The organism is Pedobacter psychrodurus (assembly GCF_032678585.1).
Taxonomy (GTDB): domain Bacteria; phylum Bacteroidota; class Bacteroidia; order Sphingobacteriales; family Sphingobacteriaceae; genus Pedobacter; species Pedobacter psychrodurus_A.
Window position 1 is genome coordinate 26,027 of record NZ_JAVTSN010000002.1, and the last position, 23,709, is coordinate 49,735.

Annotated in this window: 24 protein-coding genes; 10 read left to right on the forward strand and 14 right to left on the reverse strand. The window is 38.6% G+C overall.

Going from position 1 to position 23,709, the window contains the following annotated elements:
• Positions 1–67 precede the first annotated feature (67 nt).
• Positions 68–469, reverse strand: coding sequence for an HYC_CC_PP family protein (locus tag R2S57_RS01470; RefSeq protein ID WP_316843346.1), 402 nt, complete (start codon positions 467–469; stop codon positions 68–70).
• Between the two features lie 94 nt (positions 470–563).
• Between R2S57_RS01470 and R2S57_RS01475 the strand changes: the two genes are divergently transcribed.
• The 4 genes from R2S57_RS01475 to R2S57_RS01490 all read left to right on the forward strand — a co-directional run bounded on the left by R2S57_RS01475 (position 564) and on the right by R2S57_RS01490 (position 4,551).
• Complete coding sequence (locus R2S57_RS01475; RefSeq protein WP_316843347.1) at positions 564–1,286, forward strand: peptidylprolyl isomerase; 723 nt, start codon at positions 564–566, stop codon at positions 1,284–1,286.
• Between the two features lie 204 nt (positions 1,287–1,490).
• Complete coding sequence (locus R2S57_RS01480; protein ID WP_316843348.1) at positions 1,491–2,258, forward strand: exodeoxyribonuclease III; 768 nt, start codon at positions 1,491–1,493, stop codon at positions 2,256–2,258.
• Positions 2,259–2,357: 99 nt separating this feature from the next.
• Entirely contained in the window at positions 2,358–3,599 is a 1,242-nt protein-coding gene (gene hutI / locus R2S57_RS01485; RefSeq protein ID WP_316843349.1) for an imidazolonepropionase, read from the forward strand.
• Entirely contained in the window at positions 3,592–4,551 is a 960-nt protein-coding gene (locus tag R2S57_RS01490; RefSeq protein ID WP_316843350.1) for a formimidoylglutamase, read from the forward strand. Before hutI ends, R2S57_RS01490 begins: the two co-directional genes overlap by 8 nt.
• A gap of 155 nt (positions 4,552–4,706) precedes the next feature.
• Here the strand turns inward: R2S57_RS01490 and R2S57_RS01495 are convergent, their stop codons facing one another.
• The 4 genes from R2S57_RS01495 to efp (R2S57_RS01510) all read right to left on the reverse strand — a co-directional run bounded on the left by R2S57_RS01495 (position 4,707) and on the right by efp (R2S57_RS01510) (position 6,787).
• Positions 4,707–4,865 (reverse strand): hypothetical protein, encoded by a 159-nt coding sequence (locus R2S57_RS01495; RefSeq protein WP_186828576.1) that lies wholly within the window; start codon positions 4,863–4,865, stop codon positions 4,707–4,709.
• A 10-nt stretch (positions 4,866–4,875) separates the two neighbouring features.
• On the reverse strand, positions 4,876–5,436 hold the full coding sequence (locus R2S57_RS01500) for a 5-formyltetrahydrofolate cyclo-ligase (RefSeq protein ID WP_316843351.1): 561 nt from the start codon (positions 5,434–5,436) through the stop codon (positions 4,876–4,878).
• Between the two features lie 99 nt (positions 5,437–5,535).
• Positions 5,536–6,096, reverse strand: a complete 561-nt coding sequence (gene efp, locus R2S57_RS01505; protein ID WP_108197094.1) for an elongation factor P — start codon at positions 6,094–6,096, stop codon at positions 5,536–5,538.
• 130 nt (positions 6,097–6,226) lie between these two features.
• Positions 6,227–6,787, reverse strand: a complete 561-nt coding sequence (gene efp, locus R2S57_RS01510; RefSeq protein WP_316843352.1) for an elongation factor P — start codon at positions 6,785–6,787, stop codon at positions 6,227–6,229.
• Between the two features lie 549 nt (positions 6,788–7,336).
• On the opposite strand from efp (R2S57_RS01510), the gene R2S57_RS01515 reads away from it, so the two are divergent.
• Positions 7,337–8,674 (forward strand): IS1634 family transposase, encoded by a 1,338-nt coding sequence (locus R2S57_RS01515; protein WP_316843353.1) that lies wholly within the window; start codon positions 7,337–7,339, stop codon positions 8,672–8,674.
• A 431-nt stretch (positions 8,675–9,105) separates the two neighbouring features.
• On the opposite strand, the gene R2S57_RS01520 is transcribed toward R2S57_RS01515, so the two are convergent.
• From R2S57_RS01520 to R2S57_RS01545, 6 genes are all read right to left on the reverse strand, one after another.
• Positions 9,106–9,720: an ABC transporter ATP-binding protein gene (locus R2S57_RS01520; protein WP_316843354.1), complete on the reverse strand. Its 615-nt coding sequence runs from the start codon at positions 9,718–9,720 to the stop codon at positions 9,106–9,108.
• Positions 9,721–9,745: 25 nt separating this feature from the next.
• On the reverse strand, positions 9,746–10,210 hold the full coding sequence (locus R2S57_RS01525; protein WP_316843355.1) for a GNAT family N-acetyltransferase: 465 nt from the start codon (positions 10,208–10,210) through the stop codon (positions 9,746–9,748).
• Positions 10,211–10,283: 73 nt separating this feature from the next.
• Positions 10,284–11,069, reverse strand: a complete 786-nt coding sequence (gene lpxA, locus R2S57_RS01530) for an acyl-ACP--UDP-N-acetylglucosamine O-acyltransferase (protein ID WP_029274294.1) — start codon at positions 11,067–11,069, stop codon at positions 10,284–10,286.
• A complete protein-coding gene (locus R2S57_RS01535) occupies positions 11,069–12,481 on the reverse strand; it encodes a bifunctional UDP-3-O-[3-hydroxymyristoyl] N-acetylglucosamine deacetylase/3-hydroxyacyl-ACP dehydratase (protein WP_025141732.1) in 1,413 nt (470 codons plus the stop codon). The genes lpxA and R2S57_RS01535 overlap by 1 nt, the downstream gene beginning before the upstream one ends.
• Positions 12,471–13,547: a UDP-3-O-(3-hydroxymyristoyl)glucosamine N-acyltransferase gene (gene lpxD / locus R2S57_RS01540; protein WP_316843356.1), complete on the reverse strand. Its 1,077-nt coding sequence runs from the start codon at positions 13,545–13,547 to the stop codon at positions 12,471–12,473. The genes R2S57_RS01535 and lpxD overlap by 11 nt, the downstream gene beginning before the upstream one ends.
• Before the next feature lie 122 nt (positions 13,548–13,669).
• The gene (locus tag R2S57_RS01545) at positions 13,670–14,893 is read right to left on the reverse strand and encodes an HD domain-containing protein (RefSeq protein ID WP_316843357.1); all 1,224 of its coding nucleotides are present in this window, start codon (positions 14,891–14,893) and stop codon (positions 13,670–13,672) included.
• Positions 14,894–15,004: 111 nt separating this feature from the next.
• Between R2S57_RS01545 and R2S57_RS01550 the strand changes: the two genes are divergently transcribed.
• The 4 genes from R2S57_RS01550 (at position 15,005) to R2S57_RS01565 (ending at position 19,210) form a co-directional block, all read left to right on the forward strand.
• Entirely contained in the window at positions 15,005–16,558 is a 1,554-nt protein-coding gene (locus R2S57_RS01550; RefSeq protein WP_316843358.1) for a PglZ domain-containing protein, read from the forward strand.
• A gap of 179 nt (positions 16,559–16,737) precedes the next feature.
• On the forward strand, positions 16,738–17,154 hold the full coding sequence (gene tsaE / locus R2S57_RS01555) for a tRNA (adenosine(37)-N6)-threonylcarbamoyltransferase complex ATPase subunit type 1 TsaE (protein WP_316843359.1): 417 nt from the start codon (positions 16,738–16,740) through the stop codon (positions 17,152–17,154).
• Between the two features lie 73 nt (positions 17,155–17,227).
• Complete coding sequence (locus tag R2S57_RS01560; RefSeq protein ID WP_316843360.1) at positions 17,228–18,457, forward strand: alanine dehydrogenase; 1,230 nt, start codon at positions 17,228–17,230, stop codon at positions 18,455–18,457.
• A 69-nt stretch (positions 18,458–18,526) separates the two neighbouring features.
• A complete protein-coding gene (locus R2S57_RS01565; RefSeq protein ID WP_316843361.1) occupies positions 18,527–19,210 on the forward strand; it encodes a M15 family metallopeptidase in 684 nt (227 codons plus the stop codon).
• 237 nt (positions 19,211–19,447) lie between these two features.
• Here the strand turns inward: R2S57_RS01565 and R2S57_RS01570 are convergent, their stop codons facing one another.
• The 3 genes from R2S57_RS01570 to R2S57_RS01580 are packed head-to-tail and all read right to left on the reverse strand — an operon-like array spanning position 19,448 to position 22,273.
• A complete protein-coding gene (locus tag R2S57_RS01570; RefSeq protein ID WP_316843362.1) occupies positions 19,448–19,948 on the reverse strand; it encodes a phosphoglycerate mutase family protein in 501 nt (166 codons plus the stop codon).
• A gap of 37 nt (positions 19,949–19,985) precedes the next feature.
• Complete coding sequence (locus R2S57_RS01575; RefSeq protein WP_316843363.1) at positions 19,986–21,029, reverse strand: aminotransferase class I/II-fold pyridoxal phosphate-dependent enzyme; 1,044 nt, start codon at positions 21,027–21,029, stop codon at positions 19,986–19,988.
• Positions 21,029–22,273: a D-alanyl-D-alanine carboxypeptidase gene (locus tag R2S57_RS01580; RefSeq protein WP_316843364.1), complete on the reverse strand. Its 1,245-nt coding sequence runs from the start codon at positions 22,271–22,273 to the stop codon at positions 21,029–21,031. The genes R2S57_RS01575 and R2S57_RS01580 overlap by 1 nt, the downstream gene beginning before the upstream one ends.
• Positions 22,274–22,408: 135 nt before the next feature.
• On the opposite strand from R2S57_RS01580, the gene R2S57_RS01585 reads away from it, so the two are divergent.
• Complete coding sequence (locus R2S57_RS01585; protein WP_316843365.1) at positions 22,409–23,656, forward strand: aspartyl protease family protein; 1,248 nt, start codon at positions 22,409–22,411, stop codon at positions 23,654–23,656.
• The last annotated feature ends 53 nt before the right edge of the window (positions 23,657–23,709 follow it).

Below are 23,709 nucleotides of genomic sequence, written 5' to 3' on the forward strand. Positions count from 1 at the left end.
GATTATTTCAAGGGCGCATGGCAAAATAGATGCTGAATCAAATTCAGCATGAGGGAACAAAAGAATCCTAATTCCTAAAAATGCAATTGAAAATATGTAAAGCAATCCGCGAGGATAGAGGTGGTGCCTTGTTCGAAATTTTGCTAAAAAAATCGGGAAAAATGTTGCTTAGAAACGCAGAAACCGGCGGGTGAAGGAAAAGCTGGATCGAAAACAACTTTGGCATTTGTACCTGTGCCGCTGTTTGGTGACTATCTTTAACTTTAACCGTTACCTGAGTGTTTTTGCAACAGCCGTCGTCTTTCTTTTCGGCAGGAATATCCTTGCAGAATTTGCAGGAAACCTCGTTGCTAAAAAGTTTAACGTTTTCTAGTTTGCCTCCACAGAAATGGAGACTTAAAGCCAAACCCATAACACTAACTGCATAGAATACAGCCAAAGAAAGTGCTATTTTTTGTTTTAACTTCATTGATACAAAGGTAAAGCAAAATAAATCGAATAAAGCCAGCATTTATTTATTGAATTTCATTTTTTAACTTAATTTAGCCTCAAACACCAATCAAATGAAGAAAATATTATTATTTCTCTGCACTTTTTCAATGCTTTCTGCTTTTGCGGCAAAGCCTAAAAATCAATATGTACGCATTAAAACCGAATTTGGAGAATGTATCGTTAAGCTATATAATCAAACGCCTTTACATCGCGATAATTTTTTGAAACTTACCAAAAAGGGTTATTACAATGGTGTTTTGTTTCATAGGGTAATCAAAGATTTTATGATTCAGGGAGGTGATTCGGATTCAAAAAATGCAAAACCTGATTCTTTATTGGGCAATGGAGGTCCGAAATATACCATCCCTGCTGAATTTAATGATAGCTTATTCCACAAAAAAGGTGTTTTAGCTGCGGCAAGAGAAGGCGATGATGTTAATCCGGCCAAAGCATCAAGCGGTAGCCAGTTTTATCTGGTTCAGGGAAAAATTTTTACCGACCAACAACTCGATAATGTGGAAGAAAAACGTTTGAAATTCAAAATCCCCGAATGGCAGCGCGAAGTGTATAAAACGATAGGCGGTACCCCACATTTAGACAGAAACTACACTGTGTATGGCGAAATTGTTGTGGGATTAGATTTGGTGGATAAAATAGCCGTTCTGGAAACGGATAAAAATAACCGGCCAAAACAGGATGTGAAAATGGAAATCACTGTTTTGAAAAGGAGGGAGGCGAAAAAATTAGAGAAACAGCTGTTGCAGGTTAATCAAGGGGGAATCGTCATTCGATAAATAATTTACTTAATTGGCGTCATCTGGAGCGGACCCGAGCTATCGGGTGCAACGTAGTCGAGAGATCTAACAAAACAGATCTCTCCATTCCACTGCGTTTCAGTCGAGAAGGACGGTCGCTAATGCATATCATTAATTCAAATACTAAGCATTTATTCAATTAATTTCTAAATTTACCGCGCACAACAATTGAAATTTTACTGAATGAAAATTATCTCCTATAACGTTAATGGGATTAGGGCGGCAAGTACCAAAAACTTTTTTGGCTGGCTTCAGGCTACAGATGCTGATATGGTCTGTTTACAAGAAGTAAAGGCCCTTCCTGTACAGATCCCAGAGATTATTGCCCTGATCGAACAATTGGGTTACCATCATTACTGGTTTCCGGCCGAAAAGAAGGGCTATAGCGGTGTAGCCATATTATCGAAAATTAAACCCAAGCACGTAGAATTTGGCTGTGGAGAAGAATGGATCGACAAGGAAGGAAGGATTTTAAGGGCTGATTTTGAAGGCTTTTCTCTAATGAGCCTGTACATGCCATCGGGTTCGAGCGGTGACGAAAGACAGGTGAAGAAATACGAATTTATGCGGTTTTTTGATGTGTACATTGGAGAATTGAGGGAAGAATTTCCAAATTTAATTGTAAGTGGCGATTATAATATCTGTCATACAGCTATAGATATCCATAATCCTAAATCAAATGCCAATTCATCAGGATTTTTGCCCGAAGAAAGGGAGTGGATGCAATTATTTTTGGATAATGGTTTCATCGATACCTTCCGCCATTTTAACAAAGATCCACATCATTATACCTGGTGGAGTTACCGCGCTGGTTCGAGAGGGAAGAACCTGGGTTGGCGCATCGATTACCATTTGGCTACCAGGCCGATGGAACATCGCCTGAAAAATGTTAGAATTTTACCCGATGCTATACATTCTGATCATTGCCCGGTTCTTTTAGAGCTAGATTAAGTATTTGGTTAACTGGTTAATTGTTTAAGTCGGTTAACTGTAACCAAAACTCAACTAACCAATTTGTACAGTTTAAACATTTAACCTTAATCTAGCCAAATGCTAATCACAAACATAAAGGGCCTCGTAGGCTTACATCCCAAAGATAAATTAGTGCTACGGGGCAGTGAACTGGATCATTTACCTGTTCTTGATAATGCCTGGCTCTTGATAGAAGAGGGTCTGATCAAGGATTTTGGTGTGATGGATTCAATCCCATCTCATATCTCAAATCTCTCCTCTCAAATCTCGATAGAAGGCCGCTATGTTTTCCCTTCCTGGTGCGATAGCCACACGCATATCGTTTTTGCAGCCTCACGGGAGGACGAATTTGCAATGAAAATACAGGGCAAAGCCTACGAGGAAATTGCGGCTGCAGGAGGTGGGATCTTAAATTCGGCCAACAAACTTCAAAAAGCATCAGAAGACGAATTGTTTGAAGGCGCTGCTGTGCGGTTAAAACAGATGATTCTTCAGGGAACAGGAGCTGTCGAAATTAAAAGTGGTTATGGCTTGACTACGGAAAGTGAACTCAAAATGCTTAGGGTGATCCAAAGGTTGAAAGCTCAGTTTCCAATCCCTATAAAAACAACTTTTTTGGCAGCACATGCTTACCCTGTTGAATTTAAAAACAATCATCAGGGCTACATCGATTTAATCATTGATGAGATGCTGCCCCGGATTGCCGAAGAAAAGCTTGCAGATTATATTGATGTTTTTTGTGAAAAGGGATTTTTCTCCGTAGAAGAAACCGACCAAATATTAAAAGCAGGTGCAAAATATGGATTGAAGCCTAAAGTGCATGCCAATCAGCTTTCGGTGTCGGGAGCAGTTGAAGTTTCGGTGCAAAATAAAGCCATTTCTGTTGATCATCTCGAAGAAAGTAATGAAGAAACCATTCAGACATTAAGAAAAGCCGATACCATTGTAACATTATTGCCTTCCTGTTCGTTTTACTTGGGTATTCCATTTGCAGATGCTAAAAGCTTCATTAAAGCCGGTTTGCCTGTTGCTTTGGCTACCGATTATAATCCAGGCTCAACACCTTCGGGAAATATGAATTTTGTGGTATCGCTTGCTTGTATTAAAATGAAGATGTTTCCGGAGCAGGCCATAAATGCTGCAACACTCAATGGCGCAGCAGCAATGGAATTAAGTGAAAATTATGGAAGCATTTCTATTGGCAAAAAAGCCAATCTATTTGTGACCAAACCAATACCCTCTATTGCCTTTTTGCCCTATAGTTTTGGAGAAACGCAAATAGAAACCTTTATTTTAAACGGTGAAATTTATAATGGATAGCCTTAAAATATATTCGCAGAACGACATTGATCATCTGATTATCCCTCGTGATGGTGAAACCAAACTTGGCGAAAGAGTGGCTGTTTTATCCTCGTGGAATGAACTGGAAAGTGCAAACGCAAAATTTGTATTGTTGGGTATTCCGGAAGATATTGGCGTGCGCGCCAATGCCGGTATTGCGGGTGCAGCATCTGCCTGGAAGCCGAGTTTAATGGCTTTGCTAAATATCCAGAGCAATCGTTTTTTAGACGGAGAAAAGATATTGGTTTTAGGGCACTTCGAAATCAACGACCCTGAGGATTCTTCTATAAAAGGTTTGAGGAACAAGGTAGCTGAGATTGACGATCTCGTTTATCCCATTATTGAAAAAATTATAGCTGCCGGTAAAATTCCGATTGTAATCGGTGGCGGGCATAATAATGCTTATCCGATGATTAAAGGACTTTCATTAGCGAATAAAAAACCAATAGCTGTTTTTAATGTTGATGCCCATGCTGATTTAAGGGAGCTTGAAGGTAGGCACAGCGGCAATGGATTTTCTTATGCCTTAAAGGAAAATTATTTGAGCAATTATTTGATGTATGGCCTGCATCAAAACTATAACAATGAAGCCATTTTAAAAAAGATAGATTCTGACCCGAAGTTAAAGGTAGTGTTTTTTGATGATATTTTAATCGGTGCCGATTATCGCAGTCTTATCGGTGATTTAGATTCAGCAGCAGGTTTGGAAATCGATTTAGATTGCATTCAGAATGTACTTTCGAGTGCCGAAACACCATCAGGTTTTGCCGTTAACGATATCCGAAAATTGATTTTAACTAGCGCAAAGAAATTTTCTTATTTGCACATTAGTGAGGGTGCCACGCGCATGCTGGATGGAAGGGTGAGTAAATTAACGTCTAAACTGGTTGCTTATCTGGTGAGTGATTTTGTGAAGGCATATACTTTTTAGTGTTAGCCACGGAGTTACAGAAACACGGAATATTTCCTGTGTTGCGTCACCATGAAATTGTTTCAGGGGCTTTCTTGTTTTTATTAGTTGAGAGAGTATGTCTTGCATGTAGGTCCTGAAACAGGTTCAGGATGACCATTCATAAGTAGAAAATTCTACAAATGCTCCGCCTCGTACTTTTCTCCCGCCTTCAACATCAGTTCGATCTGTTTTAAGTCATCGGCTGTTAATTCTTCCTTTTCCTGTAGTTCGAATACCGCAATCATGTTGTCTTCGTACTGTTTTTCGGTTTTGATAACGATTTCCTGTGGCATGCCGGTAAGCTTAAAATTTTATAATTTCTGTTGGTGTAATGCAAAAATCTAACCTGATGTCATGTTCATTTACATCGTCGATTTTTTCGATAGCAGAATACAAAGATAAGCCTATTTTCTGAGCATTTAAACCCTCAAGAAAGCGGTCGTAAAAACCTTTGCCATAACCTACACGATAACCTTGTTTATCGAAAGCTAAAAGTGGAACAATAACCAGATCTACTTCACCTTTGTGCAGCTTTCCTTTCTGTGGTTCCAGGATATTGTACAGGTTTTTCTTCAGGTCATCAATACCAAGGTATTCATGATTTGTCATGAGCGCTGTTTCAAAATCTGCTTTAGGCACAATAATCTTAACTTCAGGATGATTTTTATTCAGCCATTCGATCAACAAAAAAGTATCGGGTTCCTTTTTCTCTGAAATAGGCAAAAAGATATGTAGCGTTTTAATTCCGCTCAAATCAAGCATTTTAAACTGTTCTAAGAGCGATTTGTTAAGTTCAGCGTAATTGGTGTCGCTTCGTAACAATCTATCGTTTAGCGCTTGCTTTCTGATTTCTGCTTTTAACATATACAAAGTTAAATATTTTTCAAACCTTGCAGGTTTGTATATAACCAAAAAAGCCTCTGAAGCATTTGCGCTTCAGAGGCTTTATATATTTTGTTTAAATTATTTTACACGCTCAACGTATTCACCTGTACGGGTATCAATTTTGATTTTATCTCCTTGATTCACAAACATTGGAACTTTAACCTCAACACCATTTTCTAATGTTGCTGCTTTTAAAGCATTTGTAGAAGTATCACCTTTAACCGCTGGTTCGGAATAAGTAATTTCGAATTCGGCAAAGTTTGGCAATTGCGCCATAATCGCTTCTTCACTTTCCATAGACACAATAATGTTCATGCCTTCTTTTAAGAATTTGATCGCTGAACCAAATAAAGCTTTCTCTACGTTAAACTGCTCGTAACTATTATTGTCCATTACGACCAAATAATCACCTTCTTCATATAAATATTGGTAATCGCTGGTTTCAACGCGGCAAATTTCTACGGCTTCGTCGGTATTCATACGTGCCTCAACAATTCTGCCCGATTTAATGTTACGGAATTTGCCAGTGTAAAATGCGCCACCTTTTCCTGGTGTACGGTGATTCCATTCGTCAACAGTAACCAGTTCGTTATTGATACGAAGGATGTTACCTGTTTTAATTTCTGATGCTTTTGCCATATTGTATGATCCTAAATTGGATTTATATTTCAGTTTTTCGTGACGGCAAAGGTAAAATTATTTTGATAAAAACCTATAAAGGTTTAAGTTATAAGGCTTAGGGTTTTAGAAAATTTAGCACCCGGTTTTATTATTTTACCCTTTCCATATATTCGCCGGTTTTGGTGTCAACCTTAACCTTATCGCCCTGGTTAATAAATAAAGGAACCCTGATTTCTGCGCCAGTCTCTACAGTAGCATATTTTTGCGCACTGGTAGAGGTATCGCCTTTTACCGCAGGCTCTGAATAGGTAATCTCTAATTCTACACTGTTTGGCAGTTGCGCAACAATGGGTTCGTCGCTCTCGAATGCAATAGTTACGTTCATGCCTTCTTTTAAAAACTTGATGGAATTTCCGAAAAGCAATTTAGGGATGTTGTACTGCTCAAAAGTATTATTGTCCATTACCACCAAATAATCGCCATCCTCATAAAGATATTGATAGTCGTTAGTTTCGACACGGCAAATAGTTACCTCTTCATCTGTACGGAAACGGTATTCGACAATTTTTCCGGTTTTTACGTTGCGCATGCGCGATTGATAAAAAGCCCTTAAATTTCCGGGGGTACGGTGGATATATTCTTCTACACTTACCAACTCTCCGTTAAAACGAAGTACATTTCCGCTTTTTACTTCTGATGCCTTTGCCATTTTATATTGAAAATATTGTTTTGCTAATTTTTGAACACCAAAGTTAAAAAAAGGAATGATGATTTGGAAAGGAAAAACCTTAGTTCATTGGTTCACTAGACAATGGTTCATTGGTATTGATGCAATCGCAATATCATTATGGTCTTGTTTTAGCGTTAATGAGTAAAAAAACCTCCGTATAAAAGAAATGCCTTTGGGAACCACTCCAAAGGCATAATCAACCTCCTGACTTCAGCATGTTTTCTGGTAGGTATTTATAATACACTGACTGTCTGATATTTGCTAAATTCACGTCATCATATTGGGTGACGCAGGGGTGTTATTGGTTATCTTTGACATATGTTTGTCCGCAAAAAGAGGAATCGGTCTGGCACTACTAGCGTCGTTGTAGCAGTTAAGCTTCAGGGTAAATTCAAGGAGATAAAAACTATTGGAGTCTCCAGTAATGAGGCCGAGATTGAAAGCTTCTGTAAGGAGGGTAAGATTTGGGCAGATAGCCAGGTAAAGGGAGCAGACTTATTTCGGCAATAAACCCAGGAGGCGGAGGAAGTGTACCTCACTGATCTTCTGCTATCCAATATTGAAAATATCCTTCACAACGGCACTCAACTTATATTAAATAGGGTCTACGATTCAATCGGATATGATGCGATAGATGATTATATCCTAAGACAGTTGGTCATTTCAAGATTAACTCAACCTATGAGTAAATCTGCTACGATTGAATATTTAAAAGCCCACTTTGATGAAGATCTTCATCTGGATAAAATCTATAGGTATATGGACAAGCTCTACAATACCCAACAGGAATCCATTCAAAAAATCAGTGTAGAGCATACCAGAAAGATCCTGGGAGGTAAAATTGGGTTAATGTTCTATGATGTAACCACGTTATACTTTGAGTCAGATTATGGAGATGGTTTTAGGGAGCCTGGATTTTCCAAGGATGGTAAACACAGCCAGCCCCAGATAGTTTTAGGACTATTGGTGAGTGAGGATGGATATCCACTATCCTATTCGATGTTCAATGGAACGCAGTATGAGGGGCATACCATGATTCCAATTGTAGACGATTTTGTAAGACGTTTCAAACTGGATGATTTTGTTCTGGTTGCTGATTCTGGTCTTATAAACAAAAAGAATATCGATTTCCTAAAGGCTCAGGGATATAAATATATTATAGGTGCGCGGATAAAAAACGCAAATAAAATTCAAGCGGACTGGATATTTTCCCAGCAGAAGATCGAAGGTAGCTTTAATGAGACCACCGTAGGAAACGGTAGATTGATAGTAGGTTATTCGGAAAAGCGTGCAAAAAAAGATGCTTATAACAGGACCAAGGGAATTAGCCGACTGGAAAAAGCTTTTAGGGCAGGGACCATTTCTAAGGAGAACATAAATAAGCGTGGCTATAATAAGTTCCTGGTGATATCAAAAGATGTGAAGGTGAGCATTGACAAAAGCAATGTTGAGGAGGATGCGAAATGGGATGGATTGAAAGGATACATCACCAATACGGATCTTCCTGCAGCAGAGGTATATAATCAATATAGCAGTTTATGGCAAGTAGAGAGGGCTTTTAGGATTACAAAGGGTACCGTTGAAATGAGGCCAATGTTCCACTTTACACCTAAAAGAATAGAAGCTCATGTATGCGTTTGTTTTGTTGCCTATAAGGTCTACAAAGAACTTGAGCGGATACTAAAAAAAAATCAATACAACTTAAGCGTGGATAAAGTCTTGGAAATAGCAAAGACCATTACCACACTGAGAATAAAATTGCCAAAGAGTGGGAAAACCATCAATAAAACGATGATTATTACTGAAAGACAGAAAATGATAGAGCCCTTATTTTCAGATGATTTTTGGAAATCTCAATTTGGGTGACGCATTGCGGAAGTCAGGAAAAAGGAATGATGATTTGGAAAGGAAAAACCTTAGTTCATTGGTTCACTAGACAATGGTTCATTGGTATTGATGCAATCGCAATATCATTATGGTCTTGTTTTAGCGTTAATGAGTAAAAAAACCTCCGTATAAAAGAAATGCCTTTGGGAACCACTCCAAAGGCATAATCAACCTAAACCTCAAACTAAACTATGAAAAACTCTTTGCCTTTTGCGGGCTATATATTTTGATTCCGAAATACGGAAAATCTGATCTTTTACTTGAAGAGAATAATTAATAATTGTTTCTCTTTTTGGTGGTGCAAAGGTAAGTATAAATTGTGAATTACAAAATATTTTTTGAAAAATATTTTTATAATACAAATGTATGACAAAACCTACGTTTTGTAGGGGGTGAGTTTTGTGGTTAACTTACTTATAATCTGATATTTGTATCTGATTTGTGCAGAAATCGTATTCTTGACTTTGATTGGAGCCAATTATCATTAGACGGTCTTTTCCAAAATTTTCGATCAGTTCCCGGTACCAACTTATGCCCTGAACGTCTAAATTGCTTGTTGGCTCGTCTAAAAATAAAATTGGTGTATCGGTACAACATGCCAAAGCTAGTTTGGTTCTTTGCTTCATTCCCGACGAAAAGTACTTAATTTGTTTGTTTGCTGCTTTTTCTAATCCCAAAATGGTAATTAGCTTTTTGGCATCAATACCAAGGGCAAAATTTTTGAATTTAAAGTGGAAATCGATGCTCTCTCTTAAGGTAAAGGTTTCAACCAGCTCGAGATACGGCGCAGCTAAACTGATGTATTTATAGATGTTTTCTACTGGAATCTCTTTTGTGTCTGAGAATGAAATTTCTCCTTCAGAGGGAGATAAGCTACCTGTTAAAACACTTAATAATGTTGACTTACCAGAACCATTGGGGCCGAGTATTGCATAACTATTGCCGGATTTAAATTCAGTGCTTAAATTTCTAAAAATCCACTCTTTGTTAAACCTTCTGCCTACATTATTTAAAGAGATGTTCATTGTATTAAGTATCGAGATGTGAGTATCAAGATTTGTTAAGTGGTTTAATCATGCAAACACTGTTATCAACACCAATATATTGTCCGTAATTGGGTGTGATTCGATAACCCTCTTTTTGATAAAGTGCGATGGCCTCGGGCTGTTTTTTGCCGGTTTCTAAAACACATGCAGAAAAGCCTAGTTCAGCGGCCCAATGCTCCAACTCATTTAAAACTTTAGCCGCGATCCCTTGTTTTCTATGATCTGGATGAACGAACATCCTTTTAACTTCCGCTTCAGTTGCTGAGAAAGGTTTTATCGCGCCACATGAAACCGGGTGGTTCTGTTGATAAGCCACAACAACCTCTTTAATGGCATCAACCTGATTAAATTGAGCGTAAAAAGCATGGTCATCACCATCTCTAACGGCTAAATCCTTATCCAATAAAGCAACCAGTGCCCTAAAATCGGCATGGTCTGAATCGGTCCTGATTAGCGTTAGATCACTCATGAATATTGATTTGAATTTGGCTCAAGGCATAAGTTTTGTCTTCAACCTTAAACCCTTCGGCCTTCTCCCTTAATTAACTGCCCATTCCGAAACCCTTCATTACCCCGCGGTTAGAATTACGGATAAAATCTACAATTTCATCACGGATTTCCGTCGGTTTAAATTCGGCTTCGATCATGTCTAAAGCTTTGGTTACGTTATTGTGTTTTACGAAAAGTACACGGTAAATTTCCTGGATTTCATCGATCTGCTCGTTGGTGAAACCTCTTCTGCGTAAACCAACAGAGTTGATGCCGGCATAAGAAAGTGGCTCGCGTGCAGCTTTTACATAAGGCGGAACATCTTTACGTACCAATGAACCACCGGTAACGAAAGCATAAGAACCCACTTTAACAAACTGATGTATGGCAACCAAACCTGCTAAAACAACATTGTTTCCAATGGTGATGTGACCTGCCAAGGTGGTGCTGTTTGAGAAAATACAGTTGTTGCCAACTTCACAATCGTGCGCAATGTGCGAATAAGCCTGGATTAAACAATTGCTTCCGATAGTGGTTTTCCATTTGTCTTTAGTACCGCGGTTAATGGTAACACACTCGCGGATAGTGGTGTTATCACCAATTTCTGCGGTGGTAACTTCCCCAGCAAATTTTAAATCCTGAGGCTCTCCAGAAATTACCGCACCGGGAAAAATACGGCAGTTTTTACCGATCCTTGCGCCATCCATAATGGTAACATTCGATCCGATCCAGGTTCCCTCTCCAATCACAACGTCTTTATGTATCACTACAAAGGGTTCGATTACCACGTTTTCGGCAATCTTTGCCTGGGGATGTATGTATGCTAAGGGTTGTATCATTATTGGGCGGGTTCTGCTTGTTTAATTTTTGAAATTTGAGCCATCATTTCGGCTTCGACAACGATTTTTTCGCCAACCATACCTACGCCTTTCATCTGGGCAATACCCCGTCTGATCGGTTCAAGTAAATCGCAACGGAAAACAATAGTATCACCAGGAAGCACCTGAGCTCTAAAACGTACGTTATCAATTTTTAAAAAGTAAGTTAAATAATTTCTGGGATCGGGAACAGTACTTAATACTAAGATACCACCAACCTGAGCCATGGCTTCAATCTGGATTACACCCGGAAAAACAGGTGCGCCAGGGAAATGCCCTTTAAAAAACTCTTCGTTCATGGTTACGTTTTTAACGCCTACCACGTGGTTTTTTGAAAGTTCTAATATTTTGTCTACAAATAAAAAGGGTTGACGGTGAGGCAGAATATCCATGATCTGAACAACATCATATAATGGCTTTGCACTTGGATCGTACACCTTTTGTATTTTTTTGTTTTTTTCTTTTTTAATGGCTGCTTTAATTTTTTTAGCAAAAGCAACGTTTGCCGCATGACCAGGGCGCGCAGCCATAATGTGGCCTTTTAAGTGCATCCCAACCAAAGCTAAATCACCGATCATATCCAAAAGTTTATGACGGGCAGGTTCGTTTTGGTAACGCAGTTCCATGTTGTTCAAAATTCCTTGCGGAGCAACATCGATATCCTTGCGGTTGAATAATTTAGCCAGGTGGCTCAATTCATCTTTGGTAACCTCTTTATCTACAATTACAATGGCATTATTTAAATCGCCCCCTTTAATTAAATTGTGCGATAACTGATATTCTAATTCGTGCAAGAAACAGAAGGTACGGCAAGAAGCAATTTCTTTCTTAAACTCTGCAATGGTATTAATGCCAGCATGCTGACTGCCCAAAACAGGAGAATTATAATCGATCATACAGGTAAAACGATAGTCATCAAGTGGCATGGCCACGATTTCTACTTTTCTATCTTCTTCCGTATAGGTGATGTTATGAGGGATGGTGAAGTATTCACGATCTGCATTTTGCTCTACAGTACCAACTTCTTCCAATAAATCAACAAATTGGATCGAACTACCGTCCATAATCGGGGTTTCTGGCCCATCCAGCTTAATCAGCACGTTATCTAGGTCCATACCCACTAAAGAAGCCATAACATGCTCTACGGTGCTTACGCTAGCGCCATTTTGAGTAAGGGTTGTTCCACGTGAAGTATCGGTTACGTTATCTGCATCAGCTTCGATAATCGGATGTCCGTCTAAATCAATACGCTGAAATTTAAAGCCATGATTTTCGGGAGCGGGGCAAAATGTTAAAGTCACATTAGCGCCTGTGTGTAAACCAACACCAGATGCTGATATTTCTTGTTTAATCGTTTTTTGTCTAACGTTCATTGTGTATTGTATTCTTTTCCAGTTCAGCTATGAGCTTTTTCAATTCCTCTTCGAGCGCGTTTATTCTTTTCTCTACATCTGGAAGATGTTTGAAAATTACGGAGGCACGCATCCAGTTGCGTAAAGGTTGCGCCGGACTGCCATGCCATTGTTTATTTTCTTCTGTAATATTGAAATTAATACCGGCCTGAGCGCCAATCTGCGTGCCTTTGGCCAGGGTTAAATGACCGGCAATGCCTACTTGTCCGCCAACAACGCTATTAGGGCCAATCTTCGTGCTTCCAGATATGCCCGATTGTGCTGCCAAAACAGTGTTTTCGCCAATTTCTACATTGTGTGCAATCTGGATCAGGTTATCAATTTTTGCACCTTTTTTTACAATGGTTGATCCCATTGTTGCGCGGTCAACAGTTGTATTTGCACCAATCTCTACATCATCTTCAATAATTACATTGCCGATTTGAGGGATTTTATTGTAGGTGCCGTCTTTTTGCGGTGCAAAACCGAAACCATCACTTCCGATTACAGTATTAGAGTGGATGGTAACCCTTTTGCCAATTACCGAGTTATGGTAAATTTTTACACCAGGGAAAAATGCACTGTTTTCGCCAATTTTAGAGTTTGCGCCAATAAATGTTTGGGCATTTATTTTGCATCCATCGCCAATTTCTACATTTTCGGCAACATAGGCAAAGGCATCGATAAATACATTTTTACCAATTTTTGCTGTTGGATGTACAAAGGCCAGCTTGTCTATACCCGATTGGGCAGCTTGAGCATTTATGGCTTCGTTGTATTTATCCAATAAAATGGTAAAGGAACTATATGGGTTTTCAACACGGATTAAGGTGCTGGTATAAGGCTGTGTAGGAGCGAAATCTTTTGATACGATAACAACTGATGCCTGAGTAGAATACAAGAAATTTTCGTACTTAGGGTTAGAAAGAAAGGACAAAGAGCCTTCCTTCCCGTCTTCTATTTTAGAAAGTTCGGTAACGGCTACATCTGGGTTCCCATCAATGGAACCGTTCAAAAACTGACTTATCTGCGTGGCAGTAAATTGCATCGTACAAAGGTATATGTTAAATTGATATGAACAAAAAAACCTGCTAGAGTTAAGCTGTGTATATTTTACACAATAATAAGACTTAAAACGGCAGTAAAAGTTAAATATTTTGTTAAATAAGCTTAAATCCCTCTGGGGTAACAGAGGATATATTTTTCTACAGTTTTCTGTAGCGACTCCAGATTGGATAAATCGGATGCCTTCGCAATATCAACAATATCGTTATTTTTCATCAGAATCTTGATATTTCCGACCCCTGCGTTATAAGCCCGGTTTTGGATCGAATCGGTAAAAACAAAATATCTGGCTTCTGCGGGTTTGATTTCTAATAAATTAACGGCTGCATCCTGCAGAAAGTTTACGCGGTCATCATCAGCTTTTTCATTGCCCATTTCTACTTTATATAAATTTCTTGAAGTAAGCATTTTACACAGCGTAGACAAAATTTTATCGGGATGTTTAGTCCAAACTTTAACTGCTGCATAAATATCCTGATCATCAAGGTTGGTAAAATGCTCCAGATTTTCGTGTTGCGCAAAAAAATTGGCCTCGTTGATATCGTTTTTTAGGAAATAATTTAATGATGGTGAAGCAAATAAGTTTTCGCCTGCTGCGGATAATTCCTTTGCACGTTCTAATAATTTCACCAGGATCATCTCACCAGATATCACCGTTTTGTGCAGATAAACCTGCCAGTACATCAGTCTGCGGGCAATCAAAAATTTCTCTATTGAATAAATGCCTTTCTCCTCGATAACAAGGTCGTCATCATACACATTAAACATCTTGATAATCCGGTCGAAACTGATTACGCCCTCGCTTACACCAGTAAAAAAGCTATCGCGGTTTAAATAATCCATCCGATCGAGATCCAGCTGACCGGAAATCAACTGATGAAGAAACTTTTTAGGATAGGTGCCATTAAAAATTTCAATAGCATGGGTCAAGCGGCCGTTGAAATGCACATTGAGGTCGTGCATCAGCTTTGCTGAAATATCTTCATGTTTAATTCCGGTAACCAATGAATGTTCCAGGGCATGCGAAAAAGGCCCATGGCCAATGTCATGCAGTAAAATGGCCAAAATGGCGGATTCTTCTTCGCCATCGGTGATGGTGTGTCCTTTGCTTTTTAAAAGGTTGATGGCCAAACTCATTAAATGCATGGCACCCAAAGCGTGGTGAAAACGCGTATGTAATGCCCCTGGATATACCAAATGCGTCATTCCGAGCTGTTTAATGTAACGCAAACGCTGGAAATACGGATGTGAGATTACATCGTAAACTAATTCGGAAGGGATACTGATGAAACCGTAAACCGGATCATTTATTATTTTCTTCTTGTTCAATCGTTAAAAATAGTTAAATAGATAGATACGGTACAAAAATTGCTATTTTTATTTATAGTTTGATTTACCTGCCAGAATTAAAAGGCAATACTTACCTATTTTTACAAAAACATGCAAGAAACTAGAATATTATGGGCCGATGATGAAATCGACTTATTAAAACCTCATATATTATTGTTGAATGATAAAGGTTACCACGTAACTACATTCACCAATGGAAACGACGCTTTGGAGGCATTTGGAAAAGCCCATTTCGACCTGGTTTTCCTGGATGAAAATATGCCGGGCATGAGCGGCATCGAAACCCTATCTGCCATTAAAAATTTAAATCCCGATGTTCCTGTTGTATTGATTACAAAGAGTGAAGAAGAGAACCTGATGGAGGATGCCATCGGTAGTAAAATTGATGATTATCTGATAAAACCCGTTAACCCTAAACAGGTTTTACTGACCATTAAAAAGCTAATCGATAACAAACGTTTGGTGAGCGAAAAAACCTCGATGGCTTATCAGCAGGATTTCCGCCGCTTGGGTATGACATTAGGAGACAGGCTAAATTATGAAGAGTGGGTTGAGGTGTATAAAAAAATTGTTTTTTGGGAGCTTGAATTAGAAAAGCTGGATGATCCGCAGATGCATGAAATTTTAACCATGCAAAAGCAGGAGGCCAACACACAATTCACTAAGTTTATTGAAGAAAATTATCTCGACTGGATCAAAAATAAAGATACGGCTCCGTTGCTTTCGAATGAATTGTTAAAGAAAAAGGCTTTTCCGCACATTAATGATAATACACCCGTATTTTTCATCCTGATTGATAATTTACGCTATGATCAGTGGAAAATTATCAATCCTTTAATATCAGAATATTTCAGAATTGATGAAGAAGATATGTATACGAGTATTTTGCCAACGGCAACACAATATGCCCGTAACGCGATCTTCTCGGGTATGATGCCTTTGGATATGGAAAAACGTTTCCCCCAGCTTTGGCAAAATGATGATGATGAAGGTGGAAAAAATATGCATGAGGAGGCTTTTCTTGCCGATAACATTAAACGCAGCTTAAGAAAAGATTGTAAATTCAGTTATAACAAAATTTTAACTTTTGAGCAGGGTAAAGATCTGGTTGATCAGACACATAATTTGTTGCAGAATGATTTTAATGCAATTGTGTTCAACTTTGTGGATATGTTGAGCCATGCACGTACCGATATGCAAATGATACGTGAGCTGGCTAACGATGATGCCGCTTACCGCTCGTTAACCCTATCGTGGTTTGAGCATTCTCCGCTTTGGGATTTATTGAAAAAAATCTCTCAAAAGAAAGTAAAAGTGGTGATTACCACCGACCACGGAACCATCCGCGTTAAAAAACCGGTTAAAGTAATTGGCGATAGAAGTACAAACACCAATTTAAGATATAAACAAGGCAGAAACCTTAATTTCAATGCAAAAGAAGTTTTTTTAATAAAAAACCCACATGATGCATTGTTGCCTAAAATCAACATCAGCAGCAGTTATATTTTTGCACGTGAGGATAGTTATTTCGTTTACCCCAACAATTATAATCAGTTTGTAAATTACTATAATGAAACCTTTCAGCATGGTGGTATTTCATTAGAAGAAATGATTATTCCGGTGGTAACGTATTCGCCGAGATAGAATAAAATAATTTGTCATTTCAACTGGAGCATAGCCGAATGGAGAAATCTTTGACGAGATTATTCTGGAGAGATTTCTCCTCCAAAGGAGCTCCTTTGGAGCACTACGGTCGAAATAACGGCTATAAAAAAGGCAAAAGCAATACAATTATGTATTACTTTTGCCTTTATTTTTTTTAAATGGATATCGAAGTAAATAGTTTAGCCGATTTACCTGCTGTTGTACAACAGCTTTCAGATTTTGCGGGAGGGCAAAAGGTCTTCATTTTTGAAGGCGATATGGGCGCAGGAAAAACAACCTTCATTAAAGTTTTCTGTAAACATTTGGGGATCGATGATGTGGTTTCGAGTCCTACCTATTCTATCGTTAACGAATACGAAAGTCCTAAAGGGGCGGTATTTCATTTTGATTTTTATAGGATAAAAGATATCCATGAGGCCTATGATCTAGGCTATGAAGAATACTTTTATGGTGGCGGCACCTGTTTAATAGAATGGCCTGAAAGGGTGGAAGAATTATTGCCCGAAAACTATGTTAAAGTGGAGATAAAAGTACTGGATGAAAACCGACGCTTATTCACCTTTTCGAAGGTATAACAATTAGTTATCAATAAATTAACAGATTTTCCTTATCTTGAACAACCTAAAACTACCAAAATTTTAATTCAACATGGCTACAGGATTACGCGAAGGAATGGCCGATATAGCTCGTCAGGGTTTACTACAAACACAAGAGGCAAAGCTGGAAACCCGAAATAAAAAAAACAGTCTTTACATAGGAATACCGAAAGAGATTTCTTTTCAAGAAAATAGAATTGCGCTAACGCCTTTATCTGTGGCTTTGCTGGTAAACAACGGCCATCGGGTTGTTTTGGAAACCGGGGCAGGTATAGCAGCCAATTTTTCAGATTCAGAATATGCTGAGCAGGGTGCCAAGATCGCATACGATAAAAAAGAGGTTTTCGATGCGGATATATTGGTGAAGATTGCGCCACCGATGCTCGAAGAGATTGAAATGATGCATAAAGGGCAAACGCTTATTTCGTCATTACAGACCGGAACATTAAAACAAGATTACCTGAAAGCGTTGATGCATAAAAAAATCAATGCACTATGTTTCGAAAATCTTCGCGATGAAGGTAATGTGTTGAGTGTAGTCCGCGCCATGAGCGAAATTGTTGGCTCGACTTCCATTTTAATCGCTGCAGAATATCTGAGTAATGTAACGGGAGGGAAAGGGTTAATGTTAGGTGGCTTTACCGGCGTTCCGCCGACAGAAATTGTTATTCTGGGTGCCGGAACAGTTGGCGAATATGCGGCACGAACAGCTTTGGCATTGGGTGCCGAGGTTAAGGTTTTCGATAGCTCTATTTACCGTTTACGCCGGTTACAAAATAATTTAGGCAGTAGCAGGGTATTTACTTCAGTAATGCAACCTATTGTATTGAATAAAGCCATTGTAACCTGCGATGTGGTAATTGGTGCCATCCGTGCGAGCCATGGCCGTAGTCCTTGCGTGGTGATGGAAGAAACCGTTGCCAGGATGAAACCACATTCGGTGGTTATTGATGTAAGTATCGATCAGGGTGGTTGTTTTGAAACTTCTGAGGTAACCAATCACACCAATCCCGTTTTCAGAAAATATGATGTAATTCACTATTGTGTGCCTAATATCGCTTCCCGTGTGCCAAGAACGGCATCTTATGCGCTAACCAATATTTTTGCGCCAATTTTATTGGATATCGGTGAGTTTGGTGGTTTAATGAACATGGTATGGAATACGCCTGGCATCCGAGAAGCACTTTATATTTACCAGGGAAACTGTACCAATAAAGACCTTGCAGATATGTTTAACCTGCCATTTAAGGATCTTGAATTGTTGGTGGTTTCGAACCAATAGTGGATGTAAAATGGATCAGGGTAGATGAAAACATCCCGATACTCGTGTCTAAAATCTTGATACTAAAATATGAAATTCAATCTCCTCAGCTTATTTTTTTTCCTTTCGCTGGCTGTATGTGCTCAAAATAAACCTGCGACTGTACAAAAGCTGGTTGTCGTAAATTCTTATAACCAATACCTGGCTTCCATAAAAACGAATCCGGATAACGAATTGGTCGAAATCAAAAAAGCCATCCCAAATATTAAGTTGGATATCCGTTACGCCACCAAAAATAACTTTATGCAACAGGTGATGTACAAACAGGCAAGGGCTTTTGCGCGGAGACCCGTGGTAGATGCGTTAAAAAAAATCCAGAAAGAATTGAACAAAAAAGGATACGGCTTAAAAATATTCGATGGTTATCGGCCATATGCCATTACCGTAGCGTTTTACAAAAAGGCGAGCGATAAAAATTTTGTAGCCAATCCGGCAAAAGGATCTAAACACAATCGGGGCTGTGCGGTAGATTTAACTTTGATCAATCTGAAAACAGGCAAAGAACTAACGATGCCAACACCCTACGACAGCTTTTCGGCAGCAGCAGCTGCAAAGTATGAAAACGTATCACCTGAGGCTAAGAAAAACCGCGATTTTCTAATTGGGCTTTTGGGTAAATACAAAATGAATGTACTGGAAAATGAATGGTGGCATTATGATTTCTCAGGTTGGAAAAACTACGATTTAATGGATATTCCTTTCGAAAGGTTATAGTGGTTCATTGGTTCAATAGTCAATAGTTCATTGGTTCGGATGCTTAGCCCTGCATAAATCGAAATTTGCAGCGTTGGAGAAGAGCAGGCTGAAGCATCTCAATGCAGGCGCATAAAAGTCTTATTTCCTTAAGTCCTTAATGGTTAATAATAGTGGCTATTGATTCGGCTCCAACTTATTGTAGTGTAAGGTGGTAATACCTGGCAACACACTAAATTTCGGCAGCACAATAAGGATTTACAAATGGTGCGGCCTGCCGTACTGATCCATTTTAACCTTTGCTTTATCTTCTTTTACCGATAATTCAAAAATATAATCGTAATCATCATCTGTTAATTCTTCTTTTGGTCTTTTACCGCCAAGGGCTTCGATAATTTCGAGTACGGTATTAGAATGAGCAGCTACCATCACCGTTTTACCTGCGTAATTGGTTTTGATGCTATCTACAAGAGATTTGATGTCTTTATAATCAATTACTTTCGGGATCACCAATGAGTCTAGTGTTTGATGGGTCCTTTTGGTGGGGGTGGCAAAGGCAACATCAAATTTTACCTTTTTTAAATATTTTGCTAAATCTGCTGTGCGTATTTTCCCTTCGTCGGATAAATTAGGATTGGTATCCTGTGGGTTCGATCTATCTTTTTCAGCATGTCTAACAATCCAAACGGTAGTGGTTTGTGCAGAAATGATATTGGCAAATAGAAGCGTTAACGACAGGAGTACGAACAGTTTTTTCATGTCATAAATATTGAAAAATTAATTGGATAAGAAAAGCTTAAAAATTTATGGCAGCGATTAGCTTTTCTATATCTTCTTTTTCATGCCAGGCAGAAAGCACGATTCGGTTTAAAGTTTTGTCGGTAGGATTTGGATAGGGGAAAGAGGAAATCAGGATCTGCTTTTGCAAAAGGCGTTGGGAGAAATTTACATCGCCCAACAGATACACAGGGAAATCCCATTCGTGTTTCCAGGTAAGATTTAATGCTTCTTCAAACATGGCCATGTTGTTTTTCAGCTTATTTAGGGCCTTACTATATATTTGCTCTGCATGGATAAATGCATACAGCCCTGCTGCACTGGGTGGAGAAGCGCCGATAAACGTATTGGTTTTTTTAAGTTTATCGATCATTTTATCTGAAGCTAATATTATTCCAGCATCCACACCCAGTGCTTTTGCCATGGAGGCAACCACTACATTTTCGATGTTTTCTTGCTTCGGAAGGTTTACAATTGCGCCTATTCCATTATTATTTACACCGATTCCATGCGAATCGTCAACAACAAGGATTATATTTTTATCTTTACTAAGTTCTTTTGCAAAGTCGAAATCATAAATTTCAGGGACGAGATTATTCATCGAATTGCTGACCAAAACCCAGGTCTTTTCTTCAGATGAATTTATCCTTTCGATCGTTTCCGCTACCCAATCTCGGAATAACATTAAATTTTTAGTTTGATTTTCTACCAACCAAAGTGCAGGGTGCGCTGCGGGGCCATAAATTACTTTCCCCAATCTACATAAAGCTTTAACGGTAAGCTGTGCTGCTAAATATCCGCTTGAGGTAATCAGTGCTGCTTCTGCTCCATATCGTGCTGCAGCTACTTTTTCTGCTTCATCATAAATACCCTGTTGGATATTGTTGGTGCGGCTTGTGCCGTTATTTAATCCAAATTTTTTTACTCCTTCGATATATAAATCAATGAAATCCTGATTTTGTGGAATGCCCAAATAAGCCGTTCCTCCAAAATATAGATAAGAGGTACCATCAATGTTTATTTTGTTCGAAAAGGGTTGGTCAATTGATTTAAAATCTGGCATTAGAAATTCTCATGTATATAAGTTACTATCCGCACCATTTCTGCCCTTACCTCGGCAGTAGGTTTTACAAAATTATTGTTCATGAAAGAATAGATGTACGTTTTTCCTTTTTTGGTGAGTACATAACCACTTTGATTATGTACGCCTCCCAATGAGCCTGTTTTGCCATAAACAAAGGGTTTGTCGGTTTTGGGGTAAGCACTTTTTAAGGTTCCGCTTTTTCCTCCGGCAGGTAACAGATCAAAAAGTTTCTCGGGATTGTTAACCAGCCTATAAATGGAATCGAGCAGGTATACATTATCACGCGGCGTAAATAAATTCTGGCGCGATAGGCCCGATCCATCCACCCATTTAACTTTATCGGGTAAAAAAGAAAGATAATTTTTGGTAATGTGTTCAATTGCTTTTACTGTACTTAAAGTATCGCCAATCTGGTTGGCGCAAACCAATAATAAATGTTCGGCTATAAAATTATCGCTGGGTAACATTAAATGTTTTAAAACCGAATCGCGTTTCGCGCCGGGTAAAGTTTTGGCATCTGAAGGTACTTTTAAATCTATAATGCCAACAGCCTTGTGTAAAGTATCCGATAATACTTCAACGGTAACCTGCGCACTGGTTTTATATGGATTTTGTTGATTATAACCGGGTTTTACCACAACGGCAGGATAATGAAAATTATTGGTTAAAAAATCGCGTGTTACCTGAAAATTACCTGTAGTTTTTGTAGAATCCGCTTTAAAACAAGAGGCAAAAACCTTTGGCTCAATATTGATTTTATTTGGACCGGCATAAGTAGAAGTTACCATATTATCCATAATCGGCATTTCTGTAATTTCGGGCTGATAATAATAATCGTAATCATCCCAGGCCCAGCCATCACCAAAGAAAGTGCCCGAATACCGGCCAGGCGCAAAAAAGAGCTTTTTGTCTGAGGCCAGAAGAAAATTATAGGCAGATTTATCTTTCACCGCAAACTGTAAAAATGCCGGATCGCCCGTTCCCCAAAAAATTAACGAATCGTTCCGCTCAACATATCTTAATGCAGGCATTAAATCGGGGATCATTTTCAAACTCGCAAAAAAAGTATATAGTTTGGTGTTAGAGGCCGGAGTAAAATACTTATCGGCATCTTTCTCAAAAATCATCTTTTTGTCTGTGGGGTTAAAAAGCGCAAAACCAACCTGATACTGTTTAATTACCTGCGAATTTTTGAATTCTTTTGCTACCTTATTCGAAATCATTTTATTGGTTGAGCAACCCGTTAACACACAAATGGACAGGATAAACAGAAGAAAAATGAAATTTTGATTTTTTAACGGAAACATGTTCTAAATTTAGTGGATATAATTAGCAACTAATTTATTAAATTTAGTTCAATGTTAACCAAATATAGCCCCGGTGTAATAATCTGTTTACGTAAACTAAGCATTTGCCTGGGTTTTGTATTTCTTGCTTTTTCGGGGTTTTCTCAGGAGTTTTTGTTTAAAAGAAATCGACAAAAGCAGTCCATCCCTTTTAAGTGTATCAAAAACCTGATGGTAATTCCGGTATATGTAAATGGCAAGGGACCTTTTGATTTTGTTCTGGACACTGGTGTGGGGCCGATGATTATCACAGATCCATCCATCATTGATTCGCTAAACTTTAGTATGCTCCGTAAAATCAAGGTTTCTGGTCTGGGCATCGAAACTGTTGAAGCTTATGTTTCTCAAAGCCTCGATGTTAAAGTGGGCAGTGCAGCTATAGAACGTATACCTACCGCAATTTTAAAGGAAGATCTTTTTAATTTATCGGGCCATTTGGGCTTAAAAATTTATGGATTATTGGGTTATAGCTTTTTTAACAGTTTTATTGTTGATGTAAGGTATAGTGAAAACAGGCTGATTATTTACGAGCATGATGCGAAGATTAAATACCGGGGAAAAAAGATTCCTATTCAAATAGATAATCAGAAACCATATATTATGGCAAATATCGAGCTTCCGGATAGCGGAACTGTTGCCGCCCGGTTTTTAATGGATACGGGCGCGAGCCATGCCTTATCGCTCGAAATGTTCAATGGAGGTGAATTCCCGCTGCCAGAAAAAAATATTAAAGCCAATTTAGGCATGAGCCTTAGTGGCCAGATTAAAGGTTCTGTTGGCCGTTTAAGTAAGATTAATTTAGGCGGATATCTATTTAAGGATGTGGTTGCTGGTTTTCCGGATTTTAAAACGATTGCCGATAAAATTGATCTATCCAAAAGGAATGGAAATTTAGGGGCCGATTTATTACGGAAATTCAATATCCAGTTCAACTATCAGGAAGGTTTTATTTATGTTAAACCCAACAGTTTACGTAAAACTCCTTTCGAATATGATATGGTGGGAATGGTTATTTATCTGGATCAGAATGATTATAAGCGATTGATTATAGGCGAGATAGATGAAAATAGTCCGGCGGAAAAAGCAGGTTTGTGTCCCTATGATGAGATTATAGGTGTTAATTTTAAAGCAGTAGAAACTTATTCGTTAAACGACCTTAACGAGCTGTTTAAATCAAAAGCCGACAGAAGTGTGATTTTCGAAATTTACAGAGATAAACAGGTGTTTTATAAAGTAGTACGACTTGAAAAGAGAATATAAAGTAATCTTCCTGTTACAAAAGAGTTGTCGTGTAACAAGATTTTAACTTTAAC

Bases quoted from the DNA above. Each gene is read 5' to 3' on its own strand.
- R2S57_RS01470 (WP_316843346.1), bottom strand. From the start codon at position 469: ATGAAGTTAAAACAAAAAATAGCACTTTCTTTGGCTGTATTCTATGCA.
- R2S57_RS01475 (WP_316843347.1), top strand. From the start codon at position 564: ATGAAGAAAATATTATTATTTCTCTGCACTTTTTCAATGCTTTCTGCT.
- R2S57_RS01480 (WP_316843348.1), top strand. From the start codon at position 1,491: ATGAAAATTATCTCCTATAACGTTAATGGGATTAGGGCGGCAAGTACC.
- hutI (WP_316843349.1), top strand. From the start codon at position 2,358: ATGCTAATCACAAACATAAAGGGCCTCGTAGGCTTACATCCCAAAGAT.
- R2S57_RS01490 (WP_316843350.1), top strand. From the start codon at position 3,592: ATGGATAGCCTTAAAATATATTCGCAGAACGACATTGATCATCTGATT.
- R2S57_RS01495 (WP_186828576.1), bottom strand. From the start codon at position 4,865: ATGCCACAGGAAATCGTTATCAAAACCGAAAAACAGTACGAAGACAAC.
- R2S57_RS01500 (WP_316843351.1), bottom strand. From the start codon at position 5,436: ATGTTAAAAGCAGAAATCAGAAAGCAAGCGCTAAACGATAGATTGTTA.
- efp (WP_108197094.1), bottom strand. From the start codon at position 6,096: ATGGCAAAAGCATCAGAAATTAAAACAGGTAACATCCTTCGTATCAAT.
- efp (WP_316843352.1), bottom strand. From the start codon at position 6,787: ATGGCAAAGGCATCAGAAGTAAAAAGCGGAAATGTACTTCGTTTTAAC.
- R2S57_RS01520 (WP_316843354.1), bottom strand. From the start codon at position 9,720: ATGAACATCTCTTTAAATAATGTAGGCAGAAGGTTTAACAAAGAGTGG.
- R2S57_RS01525 (WP_316843355.1), bottom strand. From the start codon at position 10,210: ATGAGTGATCTAACGCTAATCAGGACCGATTCAGACCATGCCGATTTT.
- lpxA (WP_029274294.1), bottom strand. From the start codon at position 11,069: ATGATACAACCCTTAGCATACATACATCCCCAGGCAAAGATTGCCGAA.
- R2S57_RS01535 (WP_025141732.1), bottom strand. From the start codon at position 12,481: ATGAACGTTAGACAAAAAACGATTAAACAAGAAATATCAGCATCTGGT.
- lpxD (WP_316843356.1), bottom strand. From the start codon at position 13,547: ATGCAATTTACTGCCACGCAGATAAGTCAGTTTTTGAACGGTTCCATT.
- R2S57_RS01550 (WP_316843358.1), top strand. From the start codon at position 15,005: ATGCAAGAAACTAGAATATTATGGGCCGATGATGAAATCGACTTATTA.
- tsaE (WP_316843359.1), top strand. From the start codon at position 16,738: ATGGATATCGAAGTAAATAGTTTAGCCGATTTACCTGCTGTTGTACAA.
- R2S57_RS01560 (WP_316843360.1), top strand. From the start codon at position 17,228: ATGGCTACAGGATTACGCGAAGGAATGGCCGATATAGCTCGTCAGGGT.
- R2S57_RS01565 (WP_316843361.1), top strand. From the start codon at position 18,527: ATGAAATTCAATCTCCTCAGCTTATTTTTTTTCCTTTCGCTGGCTGTA.
- R2S57_RS01570 (WP_316843362.1), bottom strand. From the start codon at position 19,948: ATGAAAAAACTGTTCGTACTCCTGTCGTTAACGCTTCTATTTGCCAAT.
- R2S57_RS01575 (WP_316843363.1), bottom strand. From the start codon at position 21,029: ATGCCAGATTTTAAATCAATTGACCAACCCTTTTCGAACAAAATAAAC.
- R2S57_RS01580 (WP_316843364.1), bottom strand. From the start codon at position 22,273: ATGATTTCGAATAAGGTAGCAAAAGAATTCAAAAATTCGCAGGTAATT.
- R2S57_RS01585 (WP_316843365.1), top strand. From the start codon at position 22,409: ATGTTAACCAAATATAGCCCCGGTGTAATAATCTGTTTACGTAAACTA.